This window comes from Halorubrum sodomense, assembly GCF_900111935.1.
GTDB lineage: Archaea > Halobacteriota > Halobacteria > Halobacteriales > Haloferacaceae > Halorubrum > Halorubrum sodomense.
Genome location: NZ_FOYN01000002.1, coordinates 590628 through 608041 on the forward strand (window position 1 = coordinate 590628; position 17414 = coordinate 608041).

Here is a 17414-nt window from a genome sequence, read left to right on the forward strand (position 1 = left end):
CGGTGTCGGTTATTCACCGCTAACAGCTCCTCGAGTATCGAGAGGGAGGTCTGAATGGAGTCGCTCAGGCCGGATCGACGATTTTCGAGTTGGCGCGTTCTTGATGCGTCTTCGCCTCCACGGTGAGGAATTCGTCGTTCCGGTAGTCGTACGCGGTGAGCGTTCCGCCGTAGACACAGCCGGTATCGAGGCCGACGGCGTGTTCTCGCTCCACTGGGTGGTCATGAACGGTATGACCGAAGAAGACGCGGTAGGGTCCGTCGTAGTCGTCATACCAAAACGGACCGTCATACCCGTTGCCGTGCGGGGAACGCATCGTCAGCAACTCCTCGACGGTGTGGTCTGAAAGCGATTGTTGGGGATCAATACCACCGTGAACGACAAGAACGTCGTCGAAGGAAATCGCGACCGGAAGCGATTCGAAGTACTCGCGGTCGTCTTCGCGGAGCCAGTCCGGGTGTTTATCACCGCGCACAACTTTCTGCTCGTTGTTTCCGCGGACGCTAACGAGACGCGGATCCTCACGGACGAGATCAACAACACCGGGACTGTCCGGCCCTTTTCGCACAAGATCACCGACGAATACGACAAGATCGTCGTCCTCTAATTCGAGTTTCGTGAGGAGCCGTTCGAGAATTATTCGGCTCCCGTGGACGTCTCCGACAATGTAGATATCACCGTGACTGTCGGTTTCGAACCGTTCATGTTGTGCTTCAACGCCGTTACCGAACTGTGGTTTCGTGTTCATGTGGGTGGGTCCAGAGCCGAAGCAGTTCGTCTGAGGATCGGACTCAAATGAAGATATTATGCTCCCGAATTAATCAGTTTGTATTAGTAGACTATACCGCTATGTAGTTCGCGGTGGCGAAGTGTGTCCTTACGTGCTGTTTAGTGTCAATTTGGACTCACAATGTTTGTGAAGCAATATGAACTCGCGGACTCTGTCGGAATTCTATTCTTCAGACAGATCATCGTCTGAATCGTCTCGTTGCTGAAGAGTTCGTACTGATTCGAGGGTTCTACCAGCTCAAAGAGGTGTTCTAGGGGGCGTACGAGATAGTATGAGCGTAGCTTGTACGACCCATGGAGGTAAGCGGTTACCGACTCCTAGACAGCACTCTGCGCTGGTACGCCCAGCCAATGAGCGCACAGAGCGGCACGAGTATCACGCTGGTGAAAAGGCCCCAGTAGATGACGACTCCGTGCGTGGTTATTACGAACGCATCGACAGGGCTCACAAATAGCGCAGGGATCACCTCAAGCAACTCCCGAGTGGCCAACAACAGGCTGAACAGTATTGACACGGCCAACACCGTTCCGAGTGCCGTCACGACCCCTGCGAGCGCACCTCGACGCGGGTTCGATGTCGACGACAGCGTCCAGTGCCATACCGCTGTCCCGACGACGAAGCCTACAAGCGGGGTGACAAACAGGGCAAAGAAGACGAACCCAGTATAGCCCAGCATGTAGATCTCGACGTTGAACGGCACCTCTGCTGTCGAGACGAATGCCCACAGGCTGATTAAGTAGATGACCGAGGTAACCACCGTCGCGGCGGCGGCGACAGCCCCCGCACCGACTTCGTGATGTGATATACTGCTTGGCGCCTGACGCCACGTATTCATACACTCCTGTTTCGTCGGTGTGTATATAATTGAGCGCTCCCGCTGAGTGATGAATGTATCCTCTGTATCGGTCACGCTGGTACTGACAGAGGTCAAGTAGTTCGTTGAGGTACCTACACACAGGGCGCGGGTCGGTTACCGCGCTTCCGACGGGGATTACAGAGTACCTATGGATACAGTATGGACAGCGTGTATCGACCATCAGCTTGGTACCGAATATGAAAATCCAGAGCGATCGGGGCGGAGAGACGTCCAATACACAGGTTTCAGCCAATAAGAAGACGTTTCAGAACGATATGAAAACGTTGTTGTCAAGAGAAGTCAACTTCTTCGTGGCGTCGGAGGGTATTTCGTTATTGTCTCGCTCGCTGGCTGTGTAGGCGCGTTCTCGAGTGGTGCCCAAGACCCCGAATATCCTGGCGGGACATTAGTCGTAAAGGATAAACGTGGTAACTCTGCCCCGGTCTCAGTGAGTACGAAACTGGACCAGTACACCGCCTCGTTCGACACCCCCGTTGCCGGTGAAGAAACAATCGTTCGTCGAGAGTTCGTCACTGCCGAACGGGGCGATATCGGCACTCTCAAAGCCCGCCTTGGCGAGACTTAAGAACGACTCAGCGTCCAGTTTCTTCCCGAAGGCAGTGACGACGACCCGCCCGAGGTCGCCGGACTCACGTTCGAGAATGCCGTCGAGGTCAGTGTAAGCTGGACCGCAACAGGTGGGGCGTGGGCGTAGGCAGTTCCAGGCTCTCAAGACACATTCGCTACTGCTCATATGCGTGAGTCGAAGACCAGCTATCTGGTCGCCCGTTTGGCAACCTTGCCTCCGAGTCGGTCACGCTGGTACTGACAGCCCGCGAATTAGGCGGCCGGCCCGTGAAAATCACGGGCCATCTCGGCCGCTACGGGACCGTAAATACGATTAGCAAGCGATTTTTGAACCGAGCGGTCAGGGTGGGTATGTGAAGCGACGAACGGCCCTCACCACACTCGCAGCCCTCCCAACCGGCATCGGCTTCGCTGGCTGTTCCGCTCGTCAACCGACCTGTACCGACGGCTACACGGTAACGCTGGAGCCGCTGGACCGGGCCGCCCTGTTCGAACAGGTGGTCAGGGCCCCGCCCGAGACTGTTCGCACGTACACGGACTACCTGCTCCGGCTGTTCGCCCGTGACCCCACCACCGAACGGCGTACGCTCCCCAGCGGTATCGTCGACACCACCTTTCTCGCCGTTGAAGACACCTACTACCAAGCCGTCCGAACGATCGAGGAGGTCGCCGGCGTCGAGGTGACCCGGACGGTGACGCTGCCGGAGGGGTCGCCAACGCCGGACGTCCGATACGCCACCCTCGACCGTCGCGACCGGGCGGCGTTCCTCGCGGCCGACTCCGAAGGACTCCTCACAGATTCTACCGCCGACACCCGCGCCATCGTCCGCAACAGGGACGGCGACCCGCTCGAACTGACCCTGCGCTACCCCACAACTGCTGTCGGCGGCTTCCAGTTGACCGGCCCGGAGGCGGTACTGTTCGCGGTGAACGGGGCGGTCCTCCGGCTCACTCGAACCGACCGGGCCGAGCGAACGATTCGCACCTTCCGGATTCGGTTCGAACCCCGAGGCACGACGAGAGAAGCAGTCATCGGGCGCCTCCTGGATACGTATGGCACCAAATTGCCGAGGACGTCGCTGTCGCCGGCAGATCGGGCGTTTCTGGATGCGGCTATCGACGAACCCCAGACCGTCTGTACGGATGGCTCGCAAGCCTCGCCGGCGACGCCGACGCCGGCAGCCTCAATGTCTCTCCTGAAGACCCTACGAGACACCATGTTCGTCCGCTACGATGGGCAGTGGTACGACGCGAGCGTCTCGAACGACCAAGGCGCTGCTTCTGCGTGACCACTCCGGGAGAACGACGAGCGCGTCCAATTGAATTTGGGCCGGCTCAAGACGAGTCGAGATCCACCGAGCTATCCGCCCTCAGCAGGCTGATCGTAGTGGTCGTTCACACCGGCAGTCGTCACTACCCACGTCGTCTCGCCTGTCTCGCCCGTTACGACCGACAGGTACTGTCCAGCCTCACCCGCTTGCGGGTCAAACGAGACCGTTTCAGCGTTCGGATCGGGGCGGTGCACCGTCGACAGTGATCTTCACCTCGTACTCGATCGGTTCGGTGAACGCGTCCGGATACAGGACGGTGTCCCCGGGACGGAGCGACACCGACGCGTGTAGGTGGCGCTGTGGCAAAGGAACGCCACGCTCGTCACCGTCATCCGTCCGATAGGTCTCCGGAGCGTCGACGACGCGGACACCAAGCCTGTGGGGAAGGTCATCTAGGTTAGCGAACCCGAGACTCCCGGCCGAGAGAAAGACATCGTCGTCAGACCGCAGCCCACAGCCCGCAACTGAAACAGTGGCGGCCAGTCCGGTACACCTGAGGAGGGCTCGACGGGTCACACAGGGCATTAAGGGTATTTGATCGCGGGAGGTCAGTATTGTTTTTCATCTGCGCTGAGCTCACCCTCCGAATTACTCTTGCTGTTCTTGACAGGTGCTCGGTGGTTCATACGATGGTTGTTGTATGGACTGCGTATATACAGTACAGACTGACCGCGAGAAAGCAGCGGTGTCTACTCAGTATAGAGCACGCACTAACCAGTCGGTAGTTGTGTGAGAACTTGCTCCGGGCAACCGCGCTCAGAGGTTCGTGTTGTCAAGAACCCTGTTACTCCCTTCAAGAATCATGAACACGGCGAGCATCCGCCATGCGAGCGCCATATCGGCGAAAGCCGGAATCGTGAACGTCGTGATGACAACCGCAACCGCCCCGAGGACTTCCGCGGCCCCGACGGCTACAAGTACCCTATTCATGGGTATAGAAAATGTCAGTTATTCGGGACATTTTCACGCTGTAAATCGATTTAAATACCATCGCTGTATCGTAATCCGGTGTAAACCACGATCAGAAGTGCTACGAGGACGCCAATTAGAAGATTGAACCCGCTTCCGTCATATCCATAGGGTACTGACAGGTCAGTTGTCCTGTCCAGAATCATCAGTAATACAGCGAGGCCGGCGACACCGATGCCAATCAATCGACCGATATGCGAAGTATCCCGTTTGTCTGACATATCCTACGGATTGATGTGTGAATGGAAGATTGGTTTGCGAATTTCACCGTACCGACGGGCGAGACGGACCAGCACGGCAGTCCACAGAGTCAGGCCCGCGAAGACCGTCACCTGAACGGCGAGTCCGTCAATCACGCAGGCTCACCCCCCTCGGTACCGGCGGCCCGGTCGCCCGCCCAGAGGTACAGCGTCTCGGCCTCGTCAGGGGTGCCGTAAACATCGTGGTCGGCCCGCCGATCGTCGGGCCGGCGCACCTCAATGTCCCGGAACTGGGGGACGAGACCGGCAGCGATCCAGAAGTTCGAGTGGTCTTGGACTTGGAAGTGGAGGTGAGGTTCGGTGGACATGCCCGAGTTCCCACATTCACCGACGACGTCGCCACGGGAGACCTCCTCGCCGGGGGCGACCGTCACGCTGCCTTCCCGGAGATGGGCCAGTGTGCTGTACTCGCCGTCGTCGTGTTCGATGACGACGTAGTTGCCGACGATGTTCCAGGTTCGCCACTCTACTCGCGCGCTCCCGGGTTCGGGGTGGTCACGTAGGCCGTCCTCGACGGCGACGATGGTGCCGTCGGCGGGTGCCGTGACCGGCTCGCCGAACGCGTAGTAGTCCTCTAACCGCTGCCCGTTCCCTTCGTGAGTGTCTCCGTCATCGTCGGTAACCACGAGGTCGTAGGCGTACCGTTGGGAAACAAGCCCCCAGGAGTGGGACGTGGACTTGGTGATGCCGCCGTTGGTGACCGTCCACTCCCTTTCAACAGGGACGGAGAACTTCGTCGTCGGTGTCTTGCGAGTTCGATTGGGCGGTCGCCCGCGATGGCGGATGTAGGCGACGGCGGTCCCGCCCGATTGGAGGAGTTGCGTAAACAGTCCCCAGGGGGTAATCATAAAGACGAGTTGTGAAGCGATGATCTTCGCCCGTGCCCAGTTCGACAGGCCGTGGTCATAGCCGTCCTCTGTCGTCGAAACGGTCGCCAGCACCAGCGGCAACACCCCGCCGATGAGGTACAGGATGTTGTCCGCCGGTTCGGGCACGCCAAAGTGGTCGGCAGTCAGACCCAGGGCGAGGAACACGCCCACAATGGCGAAGCTGTTGCGGTTGGCCAGCCACTCGACGACCTGCCGGAACGCCGATAGCTCTGAGTCTGTCTCCTCAGCCGACGCGGATCGGTCGGCAGATGCATTTAGGTTCTCACTCATCAGTCTAACCCTTGTACCAGTGGATATTAGTGGTTTTGAGAATTCAGGTTCACAAGTCTTGGTACCAAACCACATTTCTATGCCGGCCAACCGGCGGTAAGCTTACTACGATATCACACAGACTAACTCATATGACCGACGGCGAGGGACGCCTCGCTCAGCCTCGGGACGCGTTTGCTCTGTTGAGTCACGATCTCAGGCTGGAGATCCTACTGGCCCTGCTGTCTCACTGGGAAGCCGTCGATACCGAGCCCCAGCGGTACTCCGAGTTGATGCGGGCGGTCGGAATGGAGGACAGCGGGAAGTTCAATTACCATCTCGACAGGCTCCGAGGTGTCTACCTCCGGAAGACCGACGCCGGGTACGTCCCGACCGCTAGCGCCACCGCGCTGTACCGCGCCGTCCTGGCCCACCGGCCGACTGCGACGCCCGACCGTACCCACCTCGATCCGGGCGTCGACTGCCCCCGTTGCGGGGCGGGGCTCGCTGGCGTCTACGAGCGTGAGTTCTTCTCGTTGCGGTGTGGCTCCTGTGACAGTGTCGTCGGGGAGTTCACCTATCCGTTACCGAAGAACGGCCTGGCTGAGCGGACCGACCGGGAGGTACTTGAAGCCGTCTACGACCGCGCGCGCGAACATATCGGCCTCGCCCGTCGTGGGCAGTGCCCTGACTGCGGTGGGACGACGACGCGGACCGTGGAGGCGTCGGCCGTCACGGAGACAGAGCCACCGATTCACATCGACTGTGACACCTGCACGTGGACGGTTCGAACCGGATTCATGCTACCGTTTCTAACCGATGCCCGTGTACTGGCAGCTCTAGACGCGGTGGGCGTGGCAGTCGAGGAGTGCTTTCCGTGGGAACTCCCTAACCCGACGGCGACGGTGACCGACACCGAACCCGCGGAGGTCGATCTCGTCGTGACGACTAGCGAGGGCGAAGTGACGATCACCACCGACAGCGACCTGTCGGTACAAGAGATCCGGACAGACTGCCGGGCATCGGAGTAGTCGACGTGAGCGGTCGATGTGCTGCTCTGGCGAGGATGCCTGTAGTAACCGGTTAGGTGGATGTCACGATCTTATTGAATCCATTCTCTACATGTTTCACCGATATTCTGATATATTTCACACAAGTTGCCACTCATCATAGTACGTGTCCCCCCTCTATTGAGCGTTTAGAAGGGTTCTTCCTGAAAACGTGTTCTCTACCGGTTAGTGCCTTCGACACCCCACTCGGACTACCTTCTGACATCTCGCCCAGAAACGGTTCACTGACTGGCCCGCTTACGATACGACACCGCTGTACGACCGGCACTCGCTCGCTGCGCTCGAAGAAGACATTCGGACCGTCGCCACGGTCTGGTTCACACACGAGGCCCACGCCTCCGTCGACGAGTTCGCCTGCCACTACCCCCTCGCCTACCATGATTTCGGACCGAACGACCGGTACGCCAGCTCGTCACAGTACCAGATGAGCCAGCTATTCCGAGTCTTCCTGCTCGAAACACTCCACGGCTGGGACCACGAAACGGCCCTGCTCGAGTATCTTGACCAGCAACCGGAGCTTTGTGAAGAACTGGGATTTGAAACCATCCCAGATCAATCGACGCTGTGGCGTAACTGGCACTAGCGGTTCACGTCCGATCTCCAGGAGACGGTCCAGACGGCTGCGCGGACGATTCTCATCAAAGCGTCCCAGGCGGGCGTTGCCGTCCCCCGCGAACCCGACATCAGCCATCCACTGCGCGATACCGATGATGAGGAGACGGATCTGAACGACCAAACTGTCCTCAACCGGACTGAAGACATCACCGATCACGTCAGCCGCATCGTCTTCCCCACGTTCTCCTTAGACCGTGGCGAGGGCTGTGAGATCTACGAGAACGCCTACTGGGGCCTACAGACATATCTCGGACTTCGCGAGCGGCTGGCTGCGAACGAAGGTGCTCGTAGTTTCCTCTACGAGTCGACTCGGGATCGGACGCTACTGGGGCACGCCCACCGGGAGCAGATCCGCGACCTCTCGATTGACCAAGTGCGAGAGATGTACCGGCAGGCCAGCTCTTGAACGAAGTTGCGGAGACAGAGCAGTTCTTTCGAGCCGGAATCGTCGCAATCGACATTACCGAAGCTGATCCTTTCACAGGTAACCGCACGGGCCACGAGGACGAGATCATCGGGACGAAGGAGAAGACCGACGAGTACGCTTACCAGTGGGCGACAGTCCAGCTGGTCGGTAACGCCGTCCCGCTGGTCCTCGATGCCCGCCCGGTACGGAAAGGCGAGTCACGACTGGAAATTATCGAGGATTTGCTAGATTCGGCTGAAGAGCTCGTCCACGTCGATAACGTGCTGATGGACCGGGAGTTCGATAGCCAGCACGTCTTGGAGATGATCAGCCAGCGTGGCCTGTCGTGTGTCGTTCCCAAGCGGATGCAGACCAGTGAGAAAGCGCAGGCAAAGCGGTTGCTCCGACGTGGTCAAGACCGCTACGAGACCGACCGGAAGCTCCACCTCGAGAAGAACGAATGGCACGAGACGACGCTGATCTACCGTCGGAAAGAAGACTCCGAGCACGACGACCACCGGCAGTACTCGGTGTTCATGACGAATTGCGGGAGCGGTCACCTCAAGAGTACGGGTTTCGGTGAGAGATCGAGAGCGGCTACAGGTCAATAAAGCGGTTCATGGCGGCGACGACGTCGAAGAATTTCGAGCTCCGATTCTTTTACTTCGCATTCGCGTGTCTTTTGTATTCGATTTGGCGAGCGGTCGATTTGCTCGTCCAAGTTCAGTTGACGGGTGAGTACGAACACCCACTCATTGTGACGGCCGACAATACGCTCACGCTGCTGAAGAAGGAGACCGGAATCGGATAGAGAGATACTCTGTCCGGGCCAATCCGGATTCCTGAGTGGCAACGCTGCCGGGGATCTTGAAAATTCACTGGTCTAGTTGGTAGTACGACACCAGAATACTATCGAGAGTAGATCCGAAGCAGTTTCGCCTCGAAAATTCGGCCGAAACCACGCATCACAGCCCCGATAAACCCGCTGTAATCTCAACTTCCATGTAGTCCGAATTCTATATTGCGTTATCTGATTTATTATCAGATCCTCCCGAACGCGCGTCCCTTTTAGGATTCGCCGGAGTAGGGGCGCGTATGGTGCGAAACGTCGCCGGCGACATGGCGGAGCTCGACCCCGAGGACTTCTACCTCCTCTCGGGCGTCGAGCAGGGGATGCGCTTCTCGGAATGGGTCCGCCGCGACAAGCTCCCGGAGTACGCCGACCTGACGCGCGAGGAGGTCGACTACCGGATCGACCGCTGTCTCGACCGCGAGCTGATCGAGCGGAAAACGATCCAGTACGAGGGGTACCAGCTCACCTTCGAAGGGTATGACGCCCTGGCGCTCCGGACGTTCGCCGAGCGCGAGACGATAGACGGGGTAGGGTCGCCGCTCGGGCTCGGCAAGGAGGGCGACGTGTACGAGGCGCAGTCGTTCCGGCCGCTCGCCCTGAAGTACCACCGGGAGGGGTACACCAACTTCCGCGAGGTGAACCGCGGACGCGAGTACACCGCCGACCGGGACCACGTCTCGTGGCTCTACACCGCGCGCAAGGCGGCCGAACGCGAGTACGAGGCGATGGAGGAGCTGTACCCCGACGTGAGCGTCCCGCGACCGGTCGACCACAACCGCCACGCCATCGTGATGGAGAAGTTCGCCGGGGCGGAGCTCTCGCGCGCGACGCTCGACCCGGAACAGGCGGTCGGCGTCCTCGACCTGATCCTCCGGGAGCTGGCGACCGCCCACGAGCTGGGCTGGGTCCACGCCGACGCCTCCGAGCACAACGTCGCGGTCGCCGAAAGCGGTATCACGATCTTCGACTGGCCGCAGGCGGTGTCCGTCGACCACGAGAACGCGCGCGAGTTCCTCGAACGCGACGTCGAGAACCTCACGCGGTACTTCGCTCGTAAGTATCCCCACGAGGTGCCTCGAAACGCCGATATCGACGGTATCGCCGGCGCTATCGCCGACGGCTCGTTCGAGAGCGTTCGGACGTTCGGCGCCGAGTAAAGCGTATGGCGCGATACGAAATACGATTCGCGACCGATCCGCCTTCGAACGGCTCCTCTCTCCCACGGGTCGCCCCGTTCCCGCTCCGCCGCCGCCGCTCGCGCATTCCTCGGGACTGCTCGCTCGTATTTAGGCCCACCTAAGATTCGAAACCGATTTAATCCTTTAGGGTGGCCTAAACCGTATGGGATCAGACGCGGACCGACTCGCCGGCACGCGACGCGACGCGATCAGGTACGTCGGCGCCGTCGCCGGCGCGGGACTGCTCGCCGGATGTAGCGGAAGGGACGCGGCGCCGAGCGAGTCCGAGGACGGGAACGGATCTGCGGACGGCGGCTCCGGCGGCGACTCGTCGGACGGGAACGCTGGCGCGGACGCGTACACCGCCTCGATGGCCCCGGTCGGCGAGGTGACGTTCGACTCGGTCCCGGAAGACGTGCTGGTGTACAGCCTGCTGTACGCCGACCTCGCGGTGGCGCTCGGCCACGGCGACGCGGTCAACTCGCTCGGGTTCGACGCCGACGCCGGCGGGAACACGCTCGACGCCTACTACGCCGACCTCGACGGCGTCTCCTTCGACCGCGACGGGCTCACGCAGCTCAACTCCGGATCGGGCGGCGGCATCTCCGTCGACCGCGAACTCCTCTACGAGCTCGACTCCGACCTCCACCTCGCCGACCCCGCCCTGTTCGCCTCCTTTGACGGCTGGAGCGCGGACGATGTGGCCGAGATCCGCGACAGAGTCGGACCGTGGTTCGGCAACGTCTACAGCCGGCGGCACTCGGAGCCGCCCGCGCCGTACCGCGACGACTACGAGTACTACGGACTCTCGGAGATCGGCGAGCGCGTCGCCGCCGCGTTCCGGGAGGAGGAGCGGTTCGCCGCGCTCGACGCGGTCCGCGAGGACCTGATCGAAACGATCCGCAGCGACCTCCCGCCGGCCGAGGAGCGGCCGACGGTCGCGACGCTCATCTACATGGACGGGACCTACTACCCCTCGCGGACCGACGACCCCGGGTTCGCGAACGCGCACGTGCGCCCGCTCGACGTGCCCGACGCGTTCGCGGGCGACGATGTCACCTACGAGACGGCCTACGACCACGAGCAGCTGCTCGAGGTCGACCCCGACGTCGTCCTCCACCAGTACGGGATCGCCTCCTACTACGACGTGGGCGCGATCCGCGCGGAGCTGTCGGAGCACCCGGTCGCGGGCGATCTCTCCGCGGTCGCGGACGACCGGTTCTACCCCTCCGGCACCCCCGTTCAGGGGCCGCTGATGAACCTGTTCCAGCTGGAGATGACCGCGAAGCAGCTGTTCCCCGACCGGTTCGGCGAGTGGCCGGGCTACGAGCACGGCGACGACTACCCGGAGATCCCCGCCGACGAGCGGCTGTTCGACCGCGAGGAGGTCGCCTCGATCGTCGCCGGAGGGGCGGAATGAGCCCCGCGGTCGACCGCGACGTCGTCGTGGTCGGGTGCGGGCCCGCCGGCTGCGCCGCCGCGGTGTTCGCGGCGCGCGACGGGCTCGACGTCGCCGTCTTCGACCGCGGCCGGTCGTCGCTCGCCCGGTGCGCGCACCTGGAGAACTACCCCGGGTTCCCGGCGGGCGTCGACGCCGAGACGCTCTCAGCCCTCATGCGCGCGCAGGCCGAGCGGGCGGGCTGCGCGGTCGTCGACGACCTCGTCGAGTCCGTCGAGCGCGCGGGCGACGGCCCCGACGAGGCCGCCGGTGACGCCGAGTCGTCTGCGTCTCCCGACGCCGACGGACCGCGCTTCGTCGTCACGCCGCAGACGGGCGATCCGGTCGCCGCCCGCCGAGTGGTCGCGGCGACGCGCTACGACGGCGAGTACCTCCGCGGACTCGACGGCGACGACGCGATGTTCGAGGTCCACGACCACGGCGGCGAGACGCACGAGGGATTCGACCGGGAGTACGCCGACCGCGACGGCGGGACGCCGGTCGACGGGCTGTACGTCGCCTCCCCCTCGGACGCCGACCGGCAGGCGGTCACGGCGGCGGGCAGAGGCGCTCGGGTCGGTAAGCGGGTCGTCGCCGACGCCCGGATCGACGACGGCTGGTGGCCCGAGCCGGCCGAGGGCGTCGACTGGGTCCGCCGGGAGGCGGAGCTCGACGACGAGTGGGCCGACCGCGACCGCTGGGTCGAGTGGTTCGACGAGACCCACGCCGACGGGCCGGTCGACCCCGACTCGGAGCGGTTCGCGCGCGTCCGCGAGGCCGCGGTCGACGACGCGCTGTCGGCGTACGTCGAGGTCGACGAGGAGGCGGCCCGCGCCGCCGCCGGCCACCGCGCGCTCGCCGAGCGCCTCGACCCCGAGGCGGTGGTCGACGCCCACGGGACCGACGCCCTGCTCGACGCGATGGACGACGAGGCGATCGCGGCGCACGTCGCGGAGGACGACCCGAACGCCGAGCGAGCCGAGGCGGAGTCGCCATGAGCGACGGGGAGGCGAGGACCGACGGCGGCTCCGTCGCCGACGGCGAGGGCCGGACGGTCGGCGGCGGGTCCTCCGGGCGACCGGTCGAGGGGAACCGGCTCGGGTGGCTGTTCGAGCCTCGACTCGCGACGGTCGTCGCGGGGAGCCTCGCCCTGGTCGCCGTCGCGGGGCTCGTCCAGGTGAGCTACGGGGCGTACTCGATGACGGTCGGGCAGGCGTGGCGGGCCGTGCTCGACCCCGCCGTCCTGCTCGACCCGCGGTGGCTGCTCAACTTCCTCCTCGGCGAGGGGCTGATGCGGACGGTCACGGGGTTTCAGGGGGAGCTGCCGGAGCTCGCGCGCGAGACGCTCGTCGTCTGGACCATCCGCCTGCCGCGGGTCCTCGTCGCCGTCGTCGTCGGGGCCAACCTCGCCGTCTCCGGCGCCATCTTCCAGGCGGTGACGCGGAACGAGCTCGCGAGCCCGTTCATCCTCGGCGTCTCCTCCGGGGCCGGGCTGATGATCCTGCTCACGCTCGTCGTGTTCGGCGGGTTAACGGCGTTCTTGCCGCTGATCGCGGCGCTGGGCGGGTCGGTCGCGTTCCTGGTCGTCTACGCCATCGCGTGGAAGAACGGGACGAGCCCCGTGCGGCTCGTGCTCGCGGGCGTGATCGTCGGGACGGTCTTCAACAGCCTCCAGACGGGGCTGTTCTTCTTCGCCAACGACATCGGTGTCGTCCAGTCGGCGATCCAGTGGACCACCGGCTCGCTGACCGGGACCGACTGGGAGCAGGTCCGGATGGCGCTCCCGTGGACGCTCGCGGCGGTCGCGCTGTCGCTCGCGGGGTCGCGGCAGCTGAACCTCCTCCTCCTCGGGGAGCGGACGGCGAAGTCGCTGGGGATGTCGATCGAGAAGGTTCGGTTCGCGCTCTCCGGCGTCGCCGTGCTGGCGGCGGCCGCCAGCATCGCGGTGGCGGGGATCGTGAGCTTCGTGGGCCTCATCGTCCCCCACGTGGTGCGGAACCTCGTCGGCAGCGACTACAAGCGGGTGGTCGTCGGCTGCCTGTTCGTCGGCCCGGCGCTGATGGTCGGCGCCGACGTCGGCGCGCGCCTCGGGATGAGCGTGCTCACGGGCGCCGACGCGCAGGTCCCGGTGGGGATCGTCACCGGGCTTGTCGGCGGGCCGTACTTCCTGTACCTGATGCGGCGGCGGCAGAATATGGGTGACCTCTGAATGACCATCTTCCGCGCGAACGCGACGGAGTCGGAGGAATCGAGCGGCGCGACCGAACCGGCGGCTGACGGCCCGGGCGACGCGGCCGAACCGAGCGGCGCAGACGGGGCGGACGGTCCGGGCGGCCCGGCGGCCGACGCCAGCGACCTCGACGCCGAGGACCTCGTGTTGGGGTACCCGACGGCGCCCGAGCCGGTGATCGACGGCGAGTCGATCGCCGCCGAGCCGGGCGCGGTGACGGCGCTTGTCGGGCCGAACGGCTCCGGGAAGAGCACCCTGCTGAAGGGGCTCGCGAACCAGATATCTCCCGAGGACGGCTCGGTGCTGCTCGACGGGCGCGACGTTCACTCGATGGACACGAAGGCGCTCGCGAAGCGGCTCGGCCTGCTCTCGCAGGAGAGTACGTCGCCGGACAGCATCACCGTCGAGGACCTCGTGTACCACGGCCGCTACCCGCACCGTGGGTTCTTCGAGCGGACGACCGCCGAGGACGCCCGGGCGGTCGAGCGCGCGATCGATCTGGCGGGCTGCGGTCACCTGCGCGACCGCGAGGTCGGGAGCCTCAGCGGCGGGCAGAAGCAGCTGGCGTGGATCGCGATGGTCTTAGCGCAGGACACGGACGTGCTCCTCTTAGACGAGCCGACGACGTTCCTCGACCTCCACCACCAGATGGAGGTGACCGAGATCATCGAGACGCTCCGCGACGAGAGCGAGGTCACCGTCGTCGTGGTCCTCCACGACATCGAGCAGGCCGCGCGGCTCGCCGACCGCGTGGTCGCGCTCGCGGACGGCGAGGTCCGGGCCCGCGGCCCGCCCGAGGAGGTCGTCACCGAGGAGCTGCTCTCCGAGGTGTTCCGCGTCGACGCCGATGTCGTCGCCACCGACCGCGGCCCGCGGGTCACGCCGATCCGCGCGCGCCACGAGGAGTGACCGGCCCGCGGGGGCCGGCGTGTCAATTAATTTTAGGTCGGCCTAAAGATCGGAACGATTAACTTGGTTTAGGGGGGCCTAAAAGTATGCCCAGCAAGGACGCGGTACCCGAGGAATCGACCCGCAGAGCGTTCGCGAAGTACGGCGGTACGGTCGCTCTCGGCGGCCTGCTCACCGGGTGTACCGGCGGCGACGCGAGGAACGACCCGTCCGGTTCCGACGGCGACGGAGGGAGCTCGACCGACGGCGAGGCCGGCGACTCGGACGCCTCCGCGACGGACGACACCGACGACGGGAGCTACACGGCGTCCATCTCGCCCGTGGGCGAGGTGACGTTCGAGTCGCCCCCCGAGACGGTGTTCACCCGGCTCACCCACCACGCGGGGATGGCGTTCGCGCTGGGCCGCGGGGACGACGTCACCGCCCTCCACGCGCCCGACTACTACGACGGCCTCTGGAACCAGTTCGTCGAGCGGCTCCCCGGCGTCTCGCTCGACTGGTCGGGGCTCTACTCCTCGTGGCAGCCCGACAAGGAGCAGCTGTACGCGCTCGACAGCGACCTCCACCTCGCGGACCCGGCGTGGATCACCCGACAGGACGCGTGGAGTCGCGAGGACATCGACGAGATCGCCGAGCGCGTCTCGCCGTGGTTCGGCAACTCGCTCTCCGACCGCCACCAGGAGCCGACGGGCGAGTGGGCCGACGGGTACCAGTACTACGGCCTCTGGGAGCAGTTCGAGATCGTCGCCGACGCGTTCCGGGAGCGCGAGCGCTACGAGGCGCTCGCGACCGTCCGCGAGGACCTCCTCGCGACGATCGAAGAGGGGCTCCCGCCGGAGGCGGAGCGCCCGACCGCGATCATGATCGCCGCCGCCGACATCGAGGAGATCTACGCGTACACGCTGAGCAACCCCGGGTTCCTCACCTCGCACACGCGCCCCCTCGGGCCGCGCGACGCGTTCGAGGGGAGCGTCGAGTCCGGTGCCGTCGTCGACTTCGAGGCGATCCTCGAAGCCGACCCCGACGTCATCCTCTACCTCGGCGGCTTCGAGCCGGGGACCGACATGGCCGGCCGGCGGACCGCCTTCGAGGAGGACCCCGTCGGCTCGAAGGTCGCCGCGGTGAAACACGACCGCGTCCACCCGCAGGGCGCCAGGTATCAGGGACCGATCCTCAACCTCTTCCAGCTGGAGATGACCGCGAAGCAGCTCTACCCGGACGCGTTCGGCGAGTGGCCGCGGTACGAGGAGGGCCCGTACCCGGAGATCCCGGCGGCGGAGCGGCTGTTCGACCGGCAGCGGGTCGCGGACGCCATCAACGGGGACCTGTAGATGCGCGCCCGCGAGTGGACCGTCGCGGCGACGTACAGCGGCCCGACGGCGTACGGCATCCCGGCGCTGCCGACGTGGCGCGTCGAGCGCGGCGGGACCGACGGGATCGCGTTCGCCGCGACCGACCGCGACGAGCCCTTCATCGCCGCGGAACGGCCGGTCCGGGTACGCCGGTGACGGGAGGTTTCACCGACCGCTCCGGCGGTTCGGGCGGGTTCGGCGGCGCCGACCGCTCGGCTCGCGCCACGGGCGCGACCCCCGACCGGTTCGCCGAGCCACACCCGGGCCCGCAGGAGACGTACCCGAGCCCGGAGGAGTGACCGGCCAGGCAATCAGGAGCGACACGTGATCGGAACCACCCTGCTCGACATCGCGGACCACATCGAATCGCTCGCGAGCGAGGACGGCGAGTTCTCGCTCGTCTGCGCGCGGTACGGCGACCGCCCGGTCCCCGCTGCGGGGCTGCGGTTCGACAGCCGCGAGACCGCCCGCGCGGCGGCCCGGGCGACGGAGCAGTACCGCGACGCGCTCCGCCGGTACGACCCCGAACTCCCCTTCTACGACGTGGTCGTCAGACAGGGGTTCGTGGAGCCGCCCTCGCGGCCGACGGGGCGGGACGACGGAGCGCGGACGTCCGCTCTCGACGACGCCCCGACGCCTGTCCCCGACGATCCCGCGACGTTCGCCCCCGACGACGGCGAGGCGCCACCCGACGAGCTGACGGATCGGATCGTTGACCGCGCCGCCCACCGCCGGCCCGGCGGCGACGACGGGCCGACGGACCGCCGATCCGCGGACGAAGCCGGAGAGCGCGGACCGGCCCGCGACCGCGTCGAGTTCTGTCACGCGACGGCCGCGGCGACGTTCGAGGCGCTCTCCGCCGGCGGCCACGACCGCGTCGAGTCGGCGGTCATGGACGCGTACTTCTCGCTCGCCGAGCGCGTCTCCGACCCCGACGACCTCTGCCTCTGTCTGCTCGAAGCGATGGCGGCCGCCCTCGACCGACACCTCGATCCGACGGCGCAGGCGGCGGTGGTGGCCGACGCCGCCGAGCGTCTCCCCGACCCGCCGGAGCCGTCCGCCGCCGATCCGGTCGGCGCGGCGTTCGACCGCCTCGCGGCCGTCGGCCTCGTCGGGGGCTACGAGCGCGTCGACGACGCGGGACCGGCCTCGAAGGCCGGGGCTCCGGACGACGACGCGACGGTCCGGGTCACCGGGTACGCGCTGTCGCCCGCCGACGGACGGGTCGCGACCCTCCCGGCCGCGCTGGAGGTGTGCCGTCGGGATTCGCGCGGGCGGATCGCCGGGATCGCCCTCCTCGCGTCGGCCGGCGACTCGGCCGGGTCGGACTGGTGGGTCAGGGTCGATCCGAACGCTCCCTCCCTCGACGGCGGCCCGTCGACCGCGTCGGTTCCCCCGGAGAACTGACCGCCGCCGTAGCGACGCGTCGC

The 17414-nt window shown here is 65.0% G+C and carries 17 protein-coding genes and 1 pseudogene; 13 read left to right on the forward strand and 5 right to left on the reverse strand.

Going from position 1 to position 17414, the window contains the following annotated elements; genetic code table 11:
- Nucleotides 1–64: 64 nt before the first annotated feature.
- Both BM286_RS07805 and BM286_RS07810 read right to left on the reverse strand, forming a co-directional pair.
- Nucleotides 65–748 carry a metallophosphoesterase family protein gene (locus BM286_RS07805; protein WP_092921000.1) on the reverse strand — a complete coding sequence of 228 codons (684 nt, stop codon included), beginning with the start codon at nt 746–748 and terminating at the stop codon, nt 65–67.
- 349 nt (nt 749–1097) lie between these two features.
- Nucleotides 1098–1625: a hypothetical protein gene (locus BM286_RS07810; RefSeq protein ID WP_092921001.1), complete on the reverse strand. Its 528-nt coding sequence runs from the start codon at nt 1623–1625 to the stop codon at nt 1098–1100.
- Between the two features lie 469 nt (nt 1626–2094).
- Here BM286_RS07810 and BM286_RS15570 point away from each other — a divergent pair, with 469 nt between their 5' ends.
- Together BM286_RS15570 and BM286_RS07815 are read left to right on the forward strand one after the other, a co-directional pair.
- A complete protein-coding gene (locus BM286_RS15570) occupies nt 2095–2232 on the forward strand; it encodes a hypothetical protein (protein WP_167603358.1) in 138 nt (45 codons plus the stop codon).
- A 355-nt stretch (nt 2233–2587) separates the two neighbouring features.
- Nucleotides 2588–3523: a hypothetical protein gene (locus BM286_RS07815; RefSeq protein ID WP_092921002.1), complete on the forward strand. Its 936-nt coding sequence runs from the start codon at nt 2588–2590 to the stop codon at nt 3521–3523.
- 210 nt (nt 3524–3733) lie between these two features.
- Here the strand turns inward: BM286_RS07815 and BM286_RS15180 are convergent, their stop codons facing one another.
- From BM286_RS15180 to BM286_RS07820, 3 genes are all read right to left on the reverse strand, one after another.
- Entirely contained in the window at nt 3734–4090 is a 357-nt protein-coding gene (locus BM286_RS15180) for a hypothetical protein (RefSeq protein ID WP_143103862.1), read from the reverse strand.
- Between the two features lie 231 nt (nt 4091–4321).
- On the reverse strand, nt 4322–4495 hold the full coding sequence (locus BM286_RS15575; protein ID WP_167603360.1) for a hypothetical protein: 174 nt from the start codon (nt 4493–4495) through the stop codon (nt 4322–4324).
- A 391-nt stretch (nt 4496–4886) separates the two neighbouring features.
- Nucleotides 4887–5954 carry a M23 family metallopeptidase gene (locus tag BM286_RS07820; RefSeq protein ID WP_167603362.1) on the reverse strand — a complete coding sequence of 356 codons (1068 nt, stop codon included), beginning with the start codon at nt 5952–5954 and terminating at the stop codon, nt 4887–4889.
- A 131-nt stretch (nt 5955–6085) separates the two neighbouring features.
- Between BM286_RS07820 and BM286_RS07825 the strand changes: the two genes are divergently transcribed.
- From BM286_RS07825 to BM286_RS07865, 11 genes and pseudogenes are all read left to right on the forward strand, one after another.
- On the forward strand, nt 6086–6964 hold the full coding sequence (locus tag BM286_RS07825; RefSeq protein WP_092921004.1) for a DUF7351 domain-containing protein: 879 nt from the start codon (nt 6086–6088) through the stop codon (nt 6962–6964).
- 265 nt (nt 6965–7229) lie between these two features.
- A pseudogene (locus BM286_RS15835) lies at nt 7230–8835 on the forward strand (transposase); the annotation flags it as partial.
- Nucleotides 8836–9119: 284 nt separating this feature from the next.
- Nucleotides 9120–10034 (forward strand): serine/threonine-protein kinase RIO2, encoded by a 915-nt coding sequence (locus BM286_RS07835; RefSeq protein WP_092921005.1) that lies wholly within the window; start codon nt 9120–9122, stop codon nt 10032–10034.
- 184 nt (nt 10035–10218) lie between these two features.
- Nucleotides 10219–11475 carry an ABC transporter substrate-binding protein gene (locus BM286_RS07840; protein WP_092921006.1) on the forward strand — a complete coding sequence of 419 codons (1257 nt, stop codon included), beginning with the start codon at nt 10219–10221 and terminating at the stop codon, nt 11473–11475.
- On the forward strand, nt 11472–12491 hold the full coding sequence (locus tag BM286_RS07845; RefSeq protein WP_092921007.1) for an FAD-dependent oxidoreductase: 1020 nt from the start codon (nt 11472–11474) through the stop codon (nt 12489–12491). The genes BM286_RS07840 and BM286_RS07845 overlap by 4 nt, the downstream gene beginning before the upstream one ends.
- Nucleotides 12488–13702, forward strand: coding sequence for a FecCD family ABC transporter permease (locus tag BM286_RS07850; protein WP_092921008.1), 1215 nt, complete (start codon nt 12488–12490; stop codon nt 13700–13702). The genes BM286_RS07845 and BM286_RS07850 overlap by 4 nt, the downstream gene beginning before the upstream one ends.
- A complete protein-coding gene (locus BM286_RS07855) occupies nt 13703–14632 on the forward strand; it encodes an ABC transporter ATP-binding protein (protein ID WP_092921009.1) in 930 nt (309 codons plus the stop codon).
- Between the two features lie 86 nt (nt 14633–14718).
- Nucleotides 14719–15963 (forward strand): ABC transporter substrate-binding protein, encoded by a 1245-nt coding sequence (locus BM286_RS07860; protein ID WP_092921010.1) that lies wholly within the window; start codon nt 14719–14721, stop codon nt 15961–15963.
- Nucleotides 15964–16140 (forward strand): hypothetical protein, encoded by a 177-nt coding sequence (locus BM286_RS15590; RefSeq protein ID WP_167603366.1) that lies wholly within the window; start codon nt 15964–15966, stop codon nt 16138–16140. It begins immediately after the preceding gene.
- Nucleotides 16137–16283 carry a hypothetical protein gene (locus BM286_RS15595; RefSeq protein ID WP_167603368.1) on the forward strand — a complete coding sequence of 49 codons (147 nt, stop codon included), beginning with the start codon at nt 16137–16139 and terminating at the stop codon, nt 16281–16283. The genes BM286_RS15590 and BM286_RS15595 overlap by 4 nt, the downstream gene beginning before the upstream one ends.
- Before the next feature lie 25 nt (nt 16284–16308).
- Entirely contained in the window at nt 16309–17391 is a 1083-nt protein-coding gene (locus tag BM286_RS07865) for a DUF7551 domain-containing protein (protein WP_092921011.1), read from the forward strand.
- Nucleotides 17392–17414: the final 23 nt, after the last annotated feature.